The 16,442-nt window shown below is 68.6% G+C and carries 17 protein-coding genes and 2 pseudogenes; 11 read left to right on the forward strand and 8 right to left on the reverse strand.

The features are described from left to right. The first annotated feature begins 878 nt into the window (after positions 1 to 878). Positions 879 to 1,343 (forward strand): hypothetical protein, encoded by a 465-nt coding sequence (locus tag OG514_RS38595; RefSeq protein ID WP_266903291.1) that lies wholly within the window; start codon positions 879 to 881, stop codon positions 1,341 to 1,343. Here the strand turns inward: OG514_RS38595 and OG514_RS38600 are convergent. The 3 genes from OG514_RS38600 to OG514_RS38610 all read right to left on the reverse strand — a co-directional run bounded on the left by OG514_RS38600 (position 1,340) and on the right by OG514_RS38610 (position 3,042). After that, positions 1,340 to 1,729 carry a hypothetical protein gene (locus OG514_RS38600; protein ID WP_266903105.1) on the reverse strand — a complete coding sequence of 130 codons (390 nt, stop codon included), beginning with the start codon at positions 1,727 to 1,729 and terminating at the stop codon, positions 1,340 to 1,342. The two genes, OG514_RS38595 and OG514_RS38600, sit on opposite strands and share 4 nt — an antisense overlap. Before the next feature lie 14 nt (positions 1,730 to 1,743). Next, a complete protein-coding gene (locus tag OG514_RS38605) occupies positions 1,744 to 1,908 on the reverse strand; it encodes a hypothetical protein (RefSeq protein WP_266903107.1) in 165 nt (54 codons plus the stop codon). Positions 1,909 to 2,103: 195 nt separating this feature from the next. Continuing rightward, positions 2,104 to 3,042: a MerR family transcriptional regulator gene (locus tag OG514_RS38610; protein WP_266903109.1), complete on the reverse strand. Its 939-nt coding sequence runs from the start codon at positions 3,040 to 3,042 to the stop codon at positions 2,104 to 2,106. Positions 3,043 to 3,249: 207 nt separating this feature from the next. On the opposite strand from OG514_RS38610, the gene OG514_RS38615 reads away from it, so the two are divergent. Beyond that, positions 3,250 to 4,227, forward strand: coding sequence for a recombinase family protein (locus OG514_RS38615; RefSeq protein ID WP_266903111.1), 978 nt, complete (start codon positions 3,250 to 3,252; stop codon positions 4,225 to 4,227). Positions 4,228 to 4,297: 70 nt separating this feature from the next. On the opposite strand, the gene OG514_RS38620 is transcribed toward OG514_RS38615, so the two are convergent. Then, positions 4,298 to 4,486, reverse strand: coding sequence for a hypothetical protein (locus OG514_RS38620; protein ID WP_266903113.1), 189 nt, complete (start codon positions 4,484 to 4,486; stop codon positions 4,298 to 4,300). Positions 4,487 to 4,954: 468 nt separating this feature from the next. On the opposite strand from OG514_RS38620, the pseudogene OG514_RS38625 reads away from it, so the two are divergent. Both OG514_RS38625 and OG514_RS38630 read left to right on the forward strand, forming a co-directional pair. Beyond that, positions 4,955 to 5,056, forward strand: a pseudogene (locus OG514_RS38625) (DUF6104 family protein); the annotation flags it as partial. 272 nt (positions 5,057 to 5,328) lie between these two features. Then, positions 5,329 to 5,544, forward strand: coding sequence for a hypothetical protein (locus OG514_RS38630; protein ID WP_266903115.1), 216 nt, complete (start codon positions 5,329 to 5,331; stop codon positions 5,542 to 5,544). Positions 5,545 to 5,664: 120 nt separating this feature from the next. Here the strand turns inward: OG514_RS38630 and OG514_RS38635 are convergent, their stop codons facing one another. After that, positions 5,665 to 7,074 carry a peptidoglycan-binding protein gene (locus tag OG514_RS38635; protein WP_266903117.1) on the reverse strand — a complete coding sequence of 470 codons (1,410 nt, stop codon included), beginning with the start codon at positions 7,072 to 7,074 and terminating at the stop codon, positions 5,665 to 5,667. Positions 7,075 to 7,309: 235 nt separating this feature from the next. On the opposite strand from OG514_RS38635, the gene OG514_RS38640 reads away from it, so the two are divergent. The 6 genes from OG514_RS38640 (at position 7,310) to thrS (ending at position 14,366) form a co-directional block, all read left to right on the forward strand. Then, the gene (locus OG514_RS38640) at positions 7,310 to 8,374 is read left to right on the forward strand and encodes a peptidoglycan-binding protein (protein WP_266903119.1); all 1,065 of its coding nucleotides are present in this window, start codon (positions 7,310 to 7,312) and stop codon (positions 8,372 to 8,374) included. Between the two features lie 379 nt (positions 8,375 to 8,753). Beyond that, entirely contained in the window at positions 8,754 to 9,725 is a 972-nt protein-coding gene (locus OG514_RS38645) for a peptidoglycan-binding protein (RefSeq protein ID WP_266903121.1), read from the forward strand. A gap of 687 nt (positions 9,726 to 10,412) precedes the next feature. Beyond that, positions 10,413 to 11,102, forward strand: coding sequence for a helix-turn-helix transcriptional regulator (locus OG514_RS38650; protein ID WP_266903123.1), 690 nt, complete (start codon positions 10,413 to 10,415; stop codon positions 11,100 to 11,102). 305 nt (positions 11,103 to 11,407) lie between these two features. After that, the gene (locus OG514_RS38655; protein WP_266903125.1) at positions 11,408 to 12,253 is read left to right on the forward strand and encodes a hypothetical protein; all 846 of its coding nucleotides are present in this window, start codon (positions 11,408 to 11,410) and stop codon (positions 12,251 to 12,253) included. Between the two features lie 163 nt (positions 12,254 to 12,416). Beyond that, a complete protein-coding gene (locus OG514_RS38660) occupies positions 12,417 to 12,965 on the forward strand; it encodes a hypothetical protein (protein ID WP_266903127.1) in 549 nt (182 codons plus the stop codon). A 72-nt stretch (positions 12,966 to 13,037) separates the two neighbouring features. Further along, complete coding sequence (thrS, locus tag OG514_RS38665) at positions 13,038 to 14,366, forward strand: threonine--tRNA ligase (RefSeq protein WP_266903129.1); 1,329 nt, start codon at positions 13,038 to 13,040, stop codon at positions 14,364 to 14,366. Between the two features lie 12 nt (positions 14,367 to 14,378). Here thrS and OG514_RS38670 read toward each other — a convergent pair. Together OG514_RS38670 and OG514_RS38675 are read right to left on the reverse strand one after the other, a co-directional pair. After that, positions 14,379 to 14,525: pseudogene (locus OG514_RS38670) on the reverse strand (site-specific integrase); the annotation flags it as partial. A 159-nt stretch (positions 14,526 to 14,684) separates the two neighbouring features. Beyond that, on the reverse strand, positions 14,685 to 15,293 hold the full coding sequence (locus OG514_RS38675; RefSeq protein ID WP_266903131.1) for a TetR/AcrR family transcriptional regulator: 609 nt from the start codon (positions 15,291 to 15,293) through the stop codon (positions 14,685 to 14,687). Between the two features lie 82 nt (positions 15,294 to 15,375). Here OG514_RS38675 and OG514_RS38680 point away from each other — a divergent pair, with 82 nt between their 5' ends. Beyond that, positions 15,376 to 16,146: an SDR family NAD(P)-dependent oxidoreductase gene (locus OG514_RS38680; protein ID WP_266903133.1), complete on the forward strand. Its 771-nt coding sequence runs from the start codon at positions 15,376 to 15,378 to the stop codon at positions 16,144 to 16,146. 76 nt (positions 16,147 to 16,222) lie between these two features. Here the strand turns inward: OG514_RS38680 and OG514_RS38685 are convergent, their stop codons facing one another. Beyond that, positions 16,223 to 16,381 carry a hypothetical protein gene (locus tag OG514_RS38685; RefSeq protein WP_266903135.1) on the reverse strand — a complete coding sequence of 53 codons (159 nt, stop codon included), beginning with the start codon at positions 16,379 to 16,381 and terminating at the stop codon, positions 16,223 to 16,225. Positions 16,382 to 16,442 lie beyond the last annotated feature (61 nt).

Raw genomic sequence — 16,442 nt, forward strand, 5'->3', positions numbered from 1 at the left:
AGCGCTGCGCGCTAAGCAAACGCAGCGGTTCGCTGCGCTCACCGCCCTCCCGCTTCGCGGAGGGCCCCTCCGCTGCGCTCCGGGGCCTGAAAGGGGGCCGGCCCGCTGCGCGGTCCGGGTTGAAAGGTGAAGGGGTTCGCTGCGCTCACCCCCGCCCTGGCGCAGCCGGGGTGGTCCCCTCCGCTGCGCTCCGGGACCCGAAGGGAGCCGGCCCGCTGCGCGGTCCGGGGTGCAGGGTGAAGCGGTTCGCTGCGCTCACTGCATCTCCCGCTTCGCGGGGGTGGCCCCCTGCGCTGCGCTCCGGGGGCCTGAGGGGCCTGGAAGGAGGCCGGCCTTGTTGTACGGCCCTGATGGGGAGGCTCACTGCGCGAACCAGGGCACTGTATCCAGGGCGGGACGCTGCGCTTACCCGCCTCATGCTCCACGCGCAAATCCCATCCCCCGAGTTCCGTGCTGAACACCAGACGCCACTACATGAAGCGAAGAGAACCCCAGGGGTACTGCGCCTCCGGCCCACACACAGTCAGAGACCCCCTCCACCGTGCCTCAAAAACCCCAACAGAGACCCGGAACACGTCAACTGCCGGCAGGTCAACTGCCGGGCGGCAGTACTACGACCCTCCAGAGAAGGCCCCCACCACACCCCAGCCACCCACAAACCCCACCACCCCAAAAACGACAAGGCAAGGGGGGCTAGTGACGGACCATCGGAACGAAAGAGGGAAGCTGGTGACAGGTCGTCAGAACAAAGAGACACGGGTACCGGAACCCGCTGCCCAGACAGAAGAAGCAAACCCGGGAGTGACCCCTGAGGTGATCCCGGGGGTGATCCCACGACTCACACCACGATGTGCTTCAAAACGAACAGAAGATAACCTATGGAGGAGTCCACACCCACCTCACCCCACCCCACACCTACCCGACACCGGCGGGCCGACGAGCGGGCCGTCGCCGCCGTCCGTGAGGCACTGCGCCGCAGACGCGGGCGTTCCAAGGGCACCGTCAACGGCCTGCTCCCACTGAACACCCAGATCCTTCAGAACCGGCACGGCACAGACATCGTGCCCGAGGTCATCACGGCGAAGGCCAAGCACCGTACTCCCGCGCCGGCCAAGGACGAGGAGACAGCGGCGACCGCGCCGGTCGTCAACCCAATGGCCGCCCTGGAGAAGTCCGTCTCCGAAGCCCACGAGCACCGCGGTGAGACCGGTGGCGAGGGCGAGGGCGAGGCGACCGTGCACAAGATGCCGAAGCCGAAGATGCAGGCAGCCCCGAAGAGGACCCCAAGCAAGAAGACCACTGCGAAGAAGACGACCGCAGCCCGGCGGAACAAGGCCGCTTAGGGCAACTCAACCTCCGTCGCCCGCGCGGGCCGGTCGGCCGGCTTGTCCAGGCCGAGGCTCCCCCACGGCGCGCACACGTCGCACATCTCCAGGTCCGGGTACTCCTCGAACGCTCCCATCACACCGTCGAGGTCCACGAGCTCCCCGGCCCCGTACCGGGCCCTGAGACCGCCGTTCCCCCGATGGAGCACCGGATGCCCGTCGAGGGTCCGGGGCACCGAGACCACCCACGCCAGCTCACACCGCGCGACCTCCCGGCGCCGCTTCTCCTCGGCGTCCTGGGCATCGAGGTCACGGATCTCCCGCTCGGTGACCGCCGCCTGGTACCGCAGCCACTCCAGCAGCACCCTCTTCTTCTCCAGCCGAACGGCTATCGGCATCCCCATAACCGCACCCTTGCTCACGCCGCCTCGGCGTCGCTGGCCGCACTTGCGGCGTCCGGCTGGGCTTTCGGGTGCTGCTTCAGCTCCATACGCGCCTCCACCAACCCTGCATCCTTCTCCAAGGTGGCCCAGTACGGGTGTGTGGACACCGCGACCGACAGCTCCCAGACGAGATCCCACAAGCACTTCTCCTCGGCCTCCTGCTCCGGCGTGTACCCGGGGGTCTTCCGCGCACCAGGGGCGAAGGGCAAGCGCGGGAGCGGTCGAGGTCGCGGCAGCCTGGAGTATGACGGGAGAGTTCACTGCCGGATCATGTACAGCCGGGCTTTGATCTGGCCTCGGCGATAGCTGGTCCATGCCGCCCCGCAGTCGTCCCGTCATCTCCGTGTCCGAGCCTGCAGAGCATGGACGGCCCAGTCGAGCACCGGCCGCAGGCTCTCCGGACCCGGCCAGCCGTTGATCACCGCAAGCAGCGAGGAGTACCGCTCCCTCCGAGGGTCATTCATACGTTCCAGCCGGACCAAGAGCTGCCCCCGCGACGTGGCATCGTCACCGCAGTCGAGGAGATGTGCGCAGCGGGTCATGAGAACCGCGACGACCGGACCGGCCTGGGGCGAAGCCGGTTCGACACCCGCTGCCACGGCCGGCGTGATCTGGCCACGGACGATCGCAGCCAAGTCGTTGTGCAGCGCGGGTGGACGGCCCGGGATGTACCTGGCCGTCTGCTCCTGTGCCAGGTCTCGTACAAGGGCGCGGAAGTCTAGGTCCTGCGACAGCTCGGCCAGTTCCACCCATGCCTGGACCTGCTCCGTATCGGGGTTGTCCGGCAGTTCCGGAGTCATCGAGCGCATGATTCCCGCGAACATGGAGCTGGTACCCACGCCACCGAACGCGGCGTCGAGGAAGTCGCCGACCAGTTGTTGGCGTTCGACTTCGGATAGCTTGGCCAGTTTGTGCATCAGATGTGTCTCCTCAGGGGTAGCCCCGCGGTCCGCCACCGCGGTCAGCACTGCGCGCCGCAGCCGCAGGATTCGGATCTGCACGTCCAACGCGTCGGCATGTACCGCGGCGACCTCCGACAGCGCGAGTTCCCGGTCCATGACCTTCCGGATGGCCGCGAGGTCCAGTCCCAGGTCGCGCAGGGTTCGCACAAGATCCAGGCGTGCGACGGCGTCGTGGTCGTAGAGGCGGTAGCCAGCTGGGCTGCGGTCAGCGGGCGGTAGGAGTCCGGAGTCGGAGTAGAACCGGATGGTCTTGACTGTGCTACCGGCCCGTCGGGCCAGTTCGCCGATCGAGTAGAGCGTGCGGCCGTTCATGTCCCCACCCTCTGGTCTCCCCCTGCTGGAGACTCAAGCTCGTGAACTCGCGACGGTCGAATTCTCACAAACGGCCCTTTGCCCGAGCAAGATCGACCGTGAGCCATCAGACCCACGCCGGACCCGGATTCGTTCTCACAACCCGTTCTCACCCGAAAGCGGTACGGACCCCGTTGTGAGACTTGCATTGTGCGAAAATCCGGGTCCATGACGGACCCTCAGCACCCCTCTCCGGCCGACCGGTCGGACGCCGACGACGTCGAGGCGCACGCCTGTCCGAAGTGCGAAGCCCAGCCCGGATCACCGTGCCGCTCGCGTAGCGGCGCGGTCGCCTCCGCCTACCACACCCGCCGCTTCGCCCTGGTGCCCCGGCTGAAGAAGGAACTGCGGGTGCCGACCCCGGCCGGTCGCGGTCCGGGCCGCCCATGGCGGCCCGGCACCCCGCCCCCGGCACCGATCGACCCGGACCTGCCGAGCGCGGACATCCGCATCGGCTACGCCCGCTGCTCGCCCCTCGGCCAGGAACTCGACTCCCAGCTCGACGCACTCAGCAAGCACAACATCCCCCGGGACAAGATCTTCGCCGAGAAGATCAGCACCCGCGTCCGGGTCCGCCCGAAGTTCGAAGCGGCCCTCCGTACTGCGCGGGAGGTCAAGGCGCACGCCCCACACTGCCGGGTCATCTTCACCGTGTACGAGATGAAGCGGCTCAGCCGCGACGCCGCAGAGCTCACCGCTCTGGCCGACCACCTAACCGCCCACGGCTTGGTCCTGGAGATGCTCGCCGGGCCCCTGCCCGGCATCTACGACCCCACCGGGCCGGGCAAGCTGCTGTTCGCGTTCTTCGCGGCGATGGCGGAGACCGAGCGGGAGAACATCCGGGAATCGACGCTCGAAGGGCTCGACACCGCGGCCCGCAAGGGCAAGCACGGCGGCCGGCCGCCCGTCATCACCGACGACATGCTCCACACCGTGCTCCGGCGCCGCGCGGGCGGCGAGTCCGTCGAGCAAATCCAGCCCGACCTGATCATCCCCACCGGCAAGCGCAAGGGACACAGCCCCTCGGTCGCCAGCATCTACCGGGCGCTCACCGAACACGCCCACCGCGAGGCGTACCCCGAAGCCGTCGAAGCCGCGCACACCGACTTCGTCAACCTCCAGCAGCGCGACCATGGCCCCGCGTAACTACTCAGCGCTACATGACGGGTGGCGGCAGCTATACGAGAACACGGCCGAGTCGAGGAGCTCGTGGGCGTCATCGCCGGGGCCGCCGACGAAACCGCAGGAGCGTCGCGGCGAGCTCGGGCAGGGCCTTGATGACGGCAACGGTGTCGGCGCGGTCGGCACGGAGCAAGGCGACGATGCAGACGATGGCCACAAGGGCGATGCAGAAGATGCCGACCAGCAGAGGCAGCGCGAGCAGCGGGTCGATCGAGATGGGCATGGCGGTCCTCCAGTAGGTCAAGAAAGTTCTCCCGTGCCCGGCATCGGACGGCGGCCACACGTTGGAGGCTTTGCGGGGTAGCCCCGCAAGACCTCAATCCTGAGGGACATTTGAACGCCTTCCAGGGCCGGACGTGTGGGCTGCGGGATCGAACAGGACAGTGCGGTTGATCGGGAGGGTCTGAGAGCACGGCAATGGCGGCACCGAGATCACCAGCGGGGCGATCGCCAGTCAGTAGCTGGAGCTTTCGAACCTGACTCCCCCTTGCCACGGCATGGGCGCAGGTCAGCACCCAGCTGGGGGCGATGAAGAAGCCGGTGCCCCAGTAGTGGGGCTTGGGCGGGTCGAACTGGAAGATTTCAGGCCGGCCCCTGCTTCTTCTTTGTGCCACCGGAGCCGTGGTGGGCATCTGCGACGGGCGGACCGGGCCGCATCTCAACGTCCCCTCGCCTCACCAGGTGGCTCACCGTGTACTTCACCGACCGTGGCATCGAGGAGCTGGAGAAGCGGCGCGGTGAGGAGGAAATCACCTTCGAGTGGCTCGTCGCGCAGCTGCGTACGTTCGTTGACCAACCCAGGCTTCATTCACCTCCCGACCGGCCACAGCTCCGCCGAAATGGCCTGGTCACCGAGCCTGCCCGCGCTGGCAGCGGCGACCCCGTCGCCGAGAAGCCGGCGGACGGGGCAAGGACAGCAAGGCCATGCGCCGCTACCGAGAGGCCGACGACGACTCAAGGAGAACGGCGTGAACTGGAGGATCGCAGTCAACCCAGGACGGTTGCCTGCGTCCTGCATATGCGGAACGATCCCCGTGCATGCTCACCCCGAGGAGGCGCAATGCCGTGGGGAGACGGGAAGACCCGGTTGTAGGTGGGGGCACGGTCACGCTCGCCGATGGGCACGAAGTACTGGTCGTCGCCGCCTTGGTACTCAAGGTCGATCCCGACATGGTGCCGGGCTTCACCTACGACCGGCACACCAGCTGGGCCGGAAGCATCCACACAGACACCGCCGACGAACTCCAGGCTCGCTACCGCGTCAGATGGATCCCTGACTGACACTCTCCGGCCCCGGCCAATCCGTCGGCGAGGGCAATGCTGGACGACCAGGAGCCGGACTCAGATACGTACCTGAGTCCGGCTCCTGGTCGTCACTGACCCGGCCGTACCGCCGCGTGGTCAGTGGCCGCAGGCGGGTTTGGGGTAGTCGAGGTATTTCCAGGTGTCGGGGCCGACCTTGCCGTCGGCCGTGATGCCGGAGCAGCGCTGTACAGCCTTCACCCCGGCCTCGGTGTTGGCGCCGAACACACCGTCCTCAGGGAGGGTGTAGTCGTAGTTGTGGTTGAGAAGGCACTGCACCTGGGCGACGTTGGTGCCGACCATGCCCTTGGCCAGGATCACCCTGCGGTTGGGCTTGTAGTGGGCGCACGCGGTACGCCCTTCCTCGCCGAGCGACGCGGCTGTCGTCGGGGCCTTGGTGGGCTCGGTCGTCGGCGTCGCCGTCGAGGGTGTCGTGGTCGGGGTCGGGGAACCCGAAGGGGTCTTGTCCGGCGTCGCCCGTCCGCTCGGGGCGGTGGTGTTCTCGATGCCGGACGACGCGCCCGGCGCGGGCGATCCCAGGTCACCGGGGCCGGTGGCGGGAGAGTCCTGCGGCTTGTCGTCGTTTCCTGCCGCCGTCGGGTCATCGGCTGGCGGGGGCATGTCCTGGGGTGACTCTTCGTTGCCCGGGTCACCGCCCTCGCCAGCGTCTTCGGTAGCGCCGGGCTGGGTTTCGCCGGTGGTCTGGGGCCCGGTGGTCTGGGGCCCGAGGGCGTTCTTGTCCGGATCGGGCATGGCGGCCCAGCGTCCGATGAGGAGCACCACCGTGAGCGCCAGGAGGGTGATCAGCATCTTGGCGATCTTCCCCGTCTTGGTGGCGGGCGCCGGGACGGGGACCGGGCGGACGACTGCGATCTCCTCGGCAGCGGGCGCCGGGGCCACTGCCGGGGACGGCGAGGCCGCATCGACCGCCGACTCTGCGGGGCCGTCTTGAGCAGGGGCCGCTGGGACGCGCGGAACAACCGTAGTGGTCTCGGCGGCCGGGGTGGTGTTCGGGCGTCCGGACGGGGAGTCGGAGGGCAGTGGCTCGCCCGAGGTAGGTCTGGCCGTGGCTCCGGGGGCATCGTCGGCCGGGTCGCTGGGCGGTGCCGGAGTAACGGGAGCGGTGGAGCTGTCCGGAGCGGCCGGAGCAGGGGCCGTCGTGGTCGGCGGGGCGGTCGCGACGTCGTCGTCCGGTGCCGTTGGTGGCGCGCCGGCCGAGGCAGCGTCCGCCGCTGTGGCCTTGAGTGCCGCGTCGGCGGCCTCCCACAATCCCAGCAGGTGCTGCGCCTCGAGCCTGGGGCGCCTGCTGAGCCGCTCGATCTCCTTGCGGGGCGGGAACGACTCTCCCTTCAGAACCCGGTTCCAGGTCGACCGGGAGATCTCGCTGTCGTGGGCGAGGGCGGTTAGGGAGAGGTTCTTCTCCTCCTTGATCCGAACCAGTTCGGCCCGCAGGGCCTCGACTTCCGCCGGCGGATTGCCCCTCTGGCGGCCCTCGTCCTCGGACAGCACGCGTCCCCCTCGACACGATCACGGAAAACCGCGCGTTCCAGCCTCTTCTTTCCGCAGGTCAAAGGCCATGTGGAACGACTGGAACACACGGAACGACTGGAACAGTTGATCAGGCTACCGATGGAACGCCGGTACCCCGAATCTTCACCTCGTCAGCGCCGCCCATCAGGAGCGGCGACACCGCTCCATGTCTCCCGCACCAGCGGGAACGTGGGCATGCGATCGAAGGATGAAGATGCGTAAGAACGTCAGGAACCTTCTGCTCCAGGGCCTTGCGGCCGTAGTTCTGGCCGGCGGCGCGCTCGGCGCGGTGAACGCGACCGGCGACGAGGCCAACGCCTCGACGACGCCAGGCGCGCACGGCGCCACGGGCAAGAACTCGGCTTTCACCGGTGTGTGGCCGAAGCTGAAGAACGGTTCGAAGGGGACGGTCGTCCTGACCGCCCAGCACCTGCTGGCCGCCCGCGGGTACGCCGTGACCCCCGACAAGATCTACGGGCCGAAGACCGCCCAGGCGGTCGCGACCTTCCAGAAGCGCGCCGGTCTCAAGGCCGACGGAGTGATCGGCCCGAAGACCTGGAGCAAGCTGACCGCCCGCACTGTCACCCGCGGCGACCGGGGTCACGTGGTCAAGGCCGTCCAGGTCCAGCTCGGCGTGAAGGCCGACGGCGTCTTCGGCAAGGGCACGCAGGCCGCCGTCGCCGCCTTCCAGAAGAAGAAGAATCTGCGGGGCGACGGCGTCGTCGGCCCGCAGACGTGGAACGCTCTGATCACCGGGTCCATCGCGGCCAAGGTCAAGCCCGCGAAGCCGGTCGTGCGTGGATACTCCCTGCAGTTCTCCAAGAACCTGAAGCACCCCACCTACTCCAAGCTTTCCCTCGTCCGTGACGGCAAGGTCCTCAAGTCCTGGCGCGCCGGCTCCGGCATGGGCAGCAAGGACGAGTGCGCCTCGGGCAAGGGGTGGCTGCCCAGCGGCGCGTACAGGGTGCAGGGCCACTTCACCAACCGCGACGGCGACGCGATCGACGGCTACGCCATCCAGCTCCCCGACAAGGCCTGCAAGCCCAAGGCCGGCAGGAAGCCCGTCACGCGTACGCAGCTGTTCATCCACAGCGAGATGAACCGGTACGGCGGTCAGGGCAAGGACAACCCGAACCGCGATGACAGCGACCGCTGGGAAGGCCCCAACGACTACAGGTCCCTCGGCTGCATCAAGCTCACGCCCACCGACATCAAGGACCTGTTCAAGCGCCTCGATCAGGCCCGCTGGCCCAAGAACCTGACGCTTTACGTCCGCTGATCCCCCACCACCTCACCCGACCCGCCCCCGGCATCTCCTGCCGGGGGCGGTCGGCGTTTCCAGCCCCCACCAGCAGACGGGCCCAGCCCCTCCTCGCTCTGCGCCCGGACGGGACACCGCCACCGCACCAGGGACGCCCTGGCCCCCCTGCCAACCGCGGATCACCGTTCCACCCATTCCTCGTTTCCCCAGGTCAACGCCCTGTGGAACGCACCGGCGCGGACGCCGGAACAGGCGGAACGACAGGAACGCGGGTCCGGCTTCCAAAGGAACGGCGGTACGCCAAACCTTCAACTCGTCAGCGCCGCCCCCCGGGGCCGGCAACACACTCCCGCCCCCGCCGCGAGCGGGGAACGGGCACACCTGAATGAGGACGAGAATGCGTAAGAACGTCAGGAACCTTCTGCTCCAGGGCCTCGCGGCCGTGCTTCTGGCCGGCGGCACGCTCGGCGCGGTGAACGCCACCGGCGACGAGGCCAACGCCTCGACGAAGCCGGGCCCCCGCACCGGCTCCCACGCCACTTCCCTGAGGGCGGTGTGGCCGGCCTTGAAGACCGGCTCGAGGGGCACCGATGTCCTGACCGCCCAGCACCTCCTGGCCGCCCGTGGACACCGCCTCGCCGCCGACGGCGCCTTCGGCCAGAAGACCACCAAGGCGGTGCGGGACTTCCAGAGGAAGAACCGCCTCAAGGCGGACGGTGTCATCGGCGCCAAGACCTGGGCCAAGCTGACCAACCTGACCGTCGCCTCCGGCGCCCGGGGCCAGGCGGTCAAGGCCGTCCAGGTGCAGCTCGGCGTGAAGGCCGACGGCGTCTTCGGTAGGAAGACGAAGGCCGCGGTCAGCAGCTTCCAGAAGAAGAGCCGCCTCGCCGTCGACGGGGTCGTCAGGCCCACGACATGGCACCGCCTCATCGCCGGCACCAGCACCCTCGCCGTCCCCGCCTCCCCTCGCGACGTCCGCCTCGACCACAAGCTGGCGCTCCGCCAGCTCGCCGCCGCCGGCATCCAGCGACCCGTCGGCCGCACCTCCCTCCACGGCGTCCGCGCCCGCACCATCCAGGGCGTCATCGCCCTGAGGAAGGCCAGCCGCTGCACCATCGTCATCACCGGCGGCACCGAGTCCGGCCACAGCACCAAGGGGAACTACAGCCACGCCAAGGGCTACAAGCTCGACCTGCGCACCCGCGACGAGGGCCGCTGCGTCACCAACTGGATCAAGAACACCCAGCGCAAGGGCAAGCCCCGCGGCAACGACCCCCGCTGGCACGGCACCCTGAACGGCATCTCCGCCGAGTACGTCTACGAGACCCCCCGCAACGGCGGCATCCACTGGGACATCACCTTCAAGTAAGCCCTCCGGCACCCAGGTCAGGTGAGCAGCCAAGACCTCCCCCACTGCACCGTGGCCCCCGGCATACCGCCGGGGGCCACGGTGCAGTGGGGGCTTGCAGGGCCTTGGCCCGGATCTGCGGGCCGGCCGCCCTGCCCGCACCACGGGATGCTGTCGACCCGCTGCTGCTCTCCTTCGACATGATGTCCGACGCGCTCGACCTCTCGGCCGACGAGCTCGTCGAACGTGACCAGGGAATCGAAGACCTGGGAGGCGACCTCGGAGTCGCTTCCTTCGACACCGGCCCCGCAGGACCCGACATCCTCATCGGCGTCCCACCGGCTGATACGGGGGCCGGCTCCGGGTCTGACCGTGCCGCCGGTCCTCCGCCGGTCTTGCCCTGGACCGTCAGCGGTAGGTCAGACACCAGCCGTGGCGGCCGAGGTGGGACCGGCGGCATCCCGCCGACTCCGCCCTGGACCGTCATTGCTGAGCTGAACACCAACCGTGACAGCCGGGAGCATCCCGCGGACGGACCGGACCACGAAGAGGACATCCTGCTCCCGACCGGGCTGGGCGCTTGGACCACGAAGACACCCGCCCAACCGCCGGCCCCCAACCCTGATCATGCGGACGAGGCCGAAGACGGGATCGTGGACGACGTCGTGGACACTCCCGGTCGGCGGCGACACCTTCCACGGGCAGGGCGTGGACAACGCGAACAACGTGGACAACTCTTCGACCAGCAAGGACGCCGACGAGAAGGCGCCTCCCAGCGAGCTGGCGCAGGCGCTGTCCCGCATGTCCCACGAAGGCCAGTTGGGAGGACAGATCCGGGCGCTCAGGCGGCGGGCCGGCGAGAGACGGTGGAGCTATCCCTCCATGGCTCGGGCCGCGACCGGGCGGGCCTCACACAGGCACGCCGCGCTCGTACGGTGTTGGACGGGCGGCCTGGTGATGCCCGAATGGGAAAATCTGAAGCGCCTCGTCAAGGCCATGGGCGCCACACAAGAAGAAGTCGAGGCGTTCCGCGCCGCCCGCGAACGCGTGACAGCCCCGCGCCTGACTCCGCCGCGTCCCGCACCAGGCCCCTCCCCCGCCAAGAACGTGGCCTGGCTCCTCCTGCCCCACTTGGTGGCCCTCCTGGCCTTCGCGCTCGACCTCGGCTTTGGCACATTGACCGGGATCACCTTCAGCGTCGCCTTCGACAACGACCCCGACCTGAGCACGTGGAAACTGCTGCTGGGCATCCTCGCCAACCTCGGCGTCGCCAGCACTGCGATGGCCCTCGCCGCCCGCCTGACCGACTCCACCGCCTGGGCCGTGATCATCTTCATCGGCTGGCTACCCGCCCTACTCCTCGGCCTCAGCCTGCCTGACATCACCGCCGGCATCTGAGGCGGCACAGAACTTACACCGAAGCGAGGGCACGAGACGACGCAGCGGCTTGTCTGCGCTGGGCATAGTGGTCCCCCGCCGAGCCCGCCAGGTAACGGCCGAGGCCATGAAGGAGGCACGATGTCGATACGCAGCCGCAAGGATCGCCGTGAGGCCTGTGACTGCTCGTTACGTTCCCAAGGCACTAAGGTCCGCGAAGCGGTCCTGGTCGCGGTTCTCTCCAGTGTGGCGGCCGCGCTGACGACGGCTGTAGCGAGCCTGGCAGCCGGAGTCCTGCGATGAGGGCAGCACAGAGGCAGAGCGACGTGCCGCTCACCGCTGATGACCTCCTCAGGATTGCCCACGAGCACGGCTTCACCCAGGTCAGCCGACGCCTCATCACCGACTGGATTGAGATCGGCATGCTGTGCAGCCCGGAGTTTCAAAAAGGTTCACGGCACGGAAGCAGCCAGCGCACTTTCCCTCACCTGCAGGGGCAGCACTTCATCAACGTTCTCAGAGCCAGGAGAGACATTCCCGTTGCCCCGCGCGACCGACGCAACCGGATCCTGGGACGAGTGGTCTACATGTGGCTCCTCGGAATCGTCGGATGCCCCGTGGACATACCCACCGAGCAAGCCAGGCGCGCCCTGAAGACTCTCTCCTCGAAGCAACTGCGTCTGCCCTTGAAAGCCATCCAGAAGGACGTGGCGGGCGTGGTCGACGATCTCACTCACCCCAACGCGACGCCTACGCAGGTACGGAAGGCGAAGCTGGTCCTGGACAGTGCCATGTCGAGGACACCGGTGCGCTGGGACCTCGTCGAGTCTGTGCTTGGGGAGGTATTCGCTCCCCTGACAGCCGATGGCCGACGGCCCCAAAGAGCACTCACCATCGGTGGTAGGCCCGCAGGTGTTCCTGAGTACGTAGCAGGGCTGCAGGCGATCCACCGAACGCTCATCGCCCTCGCTGCAGGACAAGTCAGTAGTGAGCAGTTGGAAGAGGCCCGGTGCCTGTACGGGCGGCGATTCGGGCACAGAGCTTTCGTCGGCGCCAACCACATGCTGGTGACCCTGCCCTCCGCCACAGATGCGCCCGATCGTGAAGTGGAAACCTTCCACCTGGTGCTCAGCGATCTGGTCGGAGGCAGCACTGTGAAGATCTTCCCGTGATCATGTGCCCTCCCTTCGGCAGGACGACAGGCCCGGCACGCGCTGATCGCTGTCTCCGGCCGTACGGGCGACACCGCAGAGCTGATCACTCGCCATGCTCGCCCATAGCGGCCTCCAGGCCCTCGACGAGCCCACGCGCGCCGACTCATCAACGAGCTCGCCGGTGGCACGCGCGATCGGGGAGCTGAAAGGGGAGATGTGGGACCTGTTCGTCGGGGCCGTGGAGGACTCCGGCAACCGCAGGACGATCTTCGACGTCACCACCGGCAGCCAGCACGACGATGCATGGCTGGATGCCAGAGTGAGCGGCTCTGAACGCTCCTCGTCGGCGGCCCTGCGCTCGTACCTCGAATCCTGGACTCGTGGCTCCGACATCCACGAGCGGGTCGAGGGAAATCCAACCCCGGTGCTTGCCGTAGCCGGTGCGAACGACCCGGCGATGGGCCCCGAGGCCCGAAACCCACCCCATCCAACTGCGGAGCACAGAAGGAACCCCGCGCCGATCACTCCATTCCGAGCAGATCACCAACTCTGCACCTCAGCGTCGCTCCAGGTCCCGATACTCCGCGAAAACCCCAGCTCAGAGCCGCACTTCACCGCCTCAGCAGATCCTGAAATGATCACTGGACTCCCAGGTCGACACATCGCCGATCCAGTGATCACCAGGGGACTTGTCCCCCTGCGTGACCCGGGCGCCGCCGGCGAGGAATGACCGTGTGGACGTCGCTGCGGCCTGCTAACGTCTGCGGCATGAAGCGCGCTGTTATGACGACGACGCCGGAGAGTGTCCCGGCGCGCTGACAGATGTCTTAGTCCGAAGCCCCGGGGCGAGTGCCCCGGGGCTTCGCCTTTCGGTCACTCGCCCGATGTCCGCGAGGAGACCGCCATGCATGACCACCGCAAGCTCGGCCGTGAACTGGGCCTGTTCGACACCGACCCGCTGATCGGCGCGGGCCTGCCGTACTGGCTGCCCGACGGCGCGACCGTACGGCACACCCTGGAGGAGTACATCCGCGCCGCCGAACGGCGAGCCGGGTACCGCCACGTGTACTCGCCGGTCCTCGGCAAGCGGGAGCTGTACGAGATCTCCGGGCACTGGGCGCACTACAGCGACGACATGTTCCCCCCGATGGACCTCGGCGGTGAGCAGGTCGTCCTGCGGCCCAGCCTGTGCCCTCACCACGCGGTGATTTTCCGCTCCCGCTCCCACAGCTACCGCGAGCTGCCCCTGCGCATGGCCGAGCTGGGAGGCATGTACCGCTCCGAACTCTCCGGCGTGCTCGGCGGGCTGAGCCGGGTGCGGGCCATCCAGCTCAACGACGCGCACATCTTCTGCACCCTGGATCAAGTTGCCGAGGAGGCGCAGGCCGCGCTGCAGATGATCCGCCGGGCCTACGAGGCGCTCGGCATCACCCCGACCCGCTACCGGCTCTCCCTCCCGGGCCGCGGTGGCAAATACGTTGCCGCTCCTGGGAAGTGGCAACGGTCCACCGCCCTGCTGACCGACGTCCTCGACCGCTCCGGCCTGCCCTACGAGGCGGCGGAGGGCGAGGCCGCGTTCTACGGCCCCAAGATCGACGTCCAGGTCACCGACGGCGCCGGCCGGGAGTCCACCCTCTCCACCGTCCAGGTCGACTTCCACCAGCCCGAGCAGTTCGACCTGCACTACATCGGCGCGGACGGCGCCAAACACCGCCCGGTCATGGTCCACCGCAGCATCATCGGCAGTGTGGAGCGAGCCGTTGCCCATCTCATCGAACAGCACGGCGGTGCCTTCCCTGCCTGGCTCGCCCCCACTCAACTGGTGATCCTGCCGATCTCCGACACCGAACTGCCGAACGCCGCAGCCCTCGCCCAGCGATGTGCCGGCCTCGGGCTGCGTGCCGAGATCGTAGGACCGGACCGCGGCACCCTGGGCGCGCGTATCCGGGAGGCCCGCCTGGTTCCCTACCAAGCCGTCATCGGCGCCAAGGAGGCCGCTGACGATCACGTCGCCCTACGTCTGCGCGACGGACGCCGACTCGACCCGCAGCCGGTCGGCGAGGCGCTCACCCGTATCAGTGCTCTCGTCGATGCCCACAGCACCGACCTGTGGATCGGCACTGCCGCATAGTCGGCGCTGCGATCAACGTCCGCTGTCGCCCGGGGCCAGGAGGCTGGTGATTTCCGCGATGGCGTCCGGCGAGGGCGTGAAGTGGCGGCGGACGTTCTCCGGCCTCCTGTGTCGCGACGTGGCCATCGGCATCAGCAGGCTCGCCCCGGCCTCGCCGAGGTGGGATCCGCGCCCTGTACGAGCGGGCCGGCGAGCTGACCGTGCCCGAGGCCTCGTTCCTCCAGGACATCGGCGCCATCAACCTCCTCCACCGGCGCCGTGTCGTCGCCCTCGCTCGCCAAGCAACCGCGGGCACTCTCGCCGACACGGCAAGGCGTCTCAGTCCTTCCCTCCGGTACCGGCCGCGAGCGCCTGCGCGATCAGGTCGGGCAGGCTCGTGCGTCCGTCGTCGTCGGCCCAGCGCGTCAGCGCCGTATGCATGGCGGCCAGGCAGGCGCTGGTCGCCGCCCGCGCGCGGAAAACGTCCTCGGCATCTGCCGTATCGCACCCCAGCGCGTCGACGATGACCCCCTGCAGCGCGTACTGGCTGTCCAAGTGCCGGGCCCGCAGGGAGGGCGTCGAGACCATGAGCCGGAGGCAGTCCAGCAGGAACCGCTCGTCGGCAACAGGCTCACCCCCACCCCCGGTCAGTGCCGCGGCAGCTTCGACGAGCGCCCCGCCGACCCTCCGCACCACCGGTTCCCCCGCCGACGACGCGGCAACCCGCTCCGCGATGAGCAGTGCGGGCTGATCCACGAGGACGAGGTCCTCCTTGGTGGGGAAGTGCCGGTACACGGTCATCGCCGAGACGCCTGCGGCCTCGGCGACGTCGGCCACCGTCACGGCGTCGTAGCCGCGGTCGGTGAACAGCCGTACCGCGTACGCCTGGATCGCGTGCCGCGTCTCGGACCGCTGTCGCTCCCGCAGGGTCGGTTTCCGCTCGCTCATGTGGTACACACTACCTTAATGTTAGTGACTAACATGAACGTGAACAGCGGCACGTCAGAGACAAGTGAGGCGGGTGGACGTCATGGACGGCACGACCAGCAGAACGGCTCTGGTGACAGGCGCGTCGCGTGGCATCGGGCAGGCGATCGCGGCCCGGCTCGCGGCCGAAGGAACCCTGGTCATCGTGCACTTCGGGAAGGACGCAAGCGGGGCGGCGGCAACAGTCGAGGCGATCGAGCGCGCCGGTGGGACCGCCCACGCCGTACAGGCCGAACTGGGCGTGGACGGCGACGTCGACACGCTCTTCGCGGGCGTCGAGGCGGCCCTGGCCGGTCGGCCGCTCGACATCCTCGTCAACAACGCGGCGGCCCCACCGGCCGGCCCGCTCGGCGTGACGACGCGGGCGGAGTTCGAGCACCTGTTCGCGGTGAACGTGCGCGCGCCCTACTTCATCATCGAGCGCGCGCTGCCCCTGCTGCGCAACAGCGGCGGCGGCCGGATCATCACGATCTCCTCGGTCGCGACCCGGATGGCCAACCCGGCACAGACGTCCTTCGCGATGACGAAGGCCGCAGTCGAGACGATGAGCAGGACCCTCGCCACCCAACTCGGCCCCCGGGGCATCACGGTGAACGCGGTCGCTCCCGGAGCCACCAGAACGCCGACCAACGGAGCCGTCTTCGACGTGCCGGGACTCGCCGAACAGATCACCGGCATGACCGCGCTCGACCGGCTGGGCGGACCGGACGACGTCGCCGAGGTGGTCACGTTCCTCGCATCGGACGCCGCCCGCTGGATCACGGGCCAGGTCGTGGACGCGAGCGGAGGCCTGTTCCTGGGCCCACGCGTGTGACCGAGGGCAACCACGACGTCGCTCACGGCGCCACCTTCGGCCCGGGCTGGTGAGGAGCCGGCTGCCGTCCGCTTCGTCAACGTAACCGGTGCGTCTTGCAGCCCTCGGCGAGGGTGGCGAGGTGCCCCTCGGTCTCCCCGGTGAGGTCCTGCACCTGGGTGTCGACGGTGCGGTTGGTGGTGGTGCCGGCTGCTTGGTACTGGAAGGTGCTGACGAAGAGCGGAAGGGTCGACACTGACGACTTGCCCCTCGGCATCGACCCTTCGCGGACGCGGGCTCGGGACGCCTACAGCGTC

It is taken from the genome of Streptomyces sp. NBC_00572 (genome assembly GCF_026341815.1).
Lineage (GTDB): Bacteria > Actinomycetota > Actinomycetes > Streptomycetales > Streptomycetaceae > Streptomyces.

Coding starts and splice junctions, on each gene's coding strand:
- OG514_RS38595 (WP_266903291.1), top strand. CDS start 879: ATGGAGGAGTCCACACCCACCTCACCCCACCCCACACCTACCCGACAC.
- OG514_RS38600 (WP_266903105.1), bottom strand. CDS start 1,729: ATGGGGATGCCGATAGCCGTTCGGCTGGAGAAGAAGAGGGTGCTGCTG.
- OG514_RS38610 (WP_266903109.1), bottom strand. CDS start 3,042: ATGAACGGCCGCACGCTCTACTCGATCGGCGAACTGGCCCGACGGGCC.
- OG514_RS38615 (WP_266903111.1), top strand. CDS start 3,250: ATGACGGACCCTCAGCACCCCTCTCCGGCCGACCGGTCGGACGCCGAC.
- OG514_RS38620 (WP_266903113.1), bottom strand. CDS start 4,486: ATGCCCATCTCGATCGACCCGCTGCTCGCGCTGCCTCTGCTGGTCGGC.
- OG514_RS38640 (WP_266903119.1), top strand. CDS start 7,310: ATGCGTAAGAACGTCAGGAACCTTCTGCTCCAGGGCCTTGCGGCCGTA.
- OG514_RS38645 (WP_266903121.1), top strand. CDS start 8,754: ATGCGTAAGAACGTCAGGAACCTTCTGCTCCAGGGCCTCGCGGCCGTG.
- OG514_RS38675 (WP_266903131.1), bottom strand. CDS start 15,293: ATGAGCGAGCGGAAACCGACCCTGCGGGAGCGACAGCGGTCCGAGACG.
- OG514_RS38680 (WP_266903133.1), top strand. CDS start 15,376: ATGGACGGCACGACCAGCAGAACGGCTCTGGTGACAGGCGCGTCGCGT.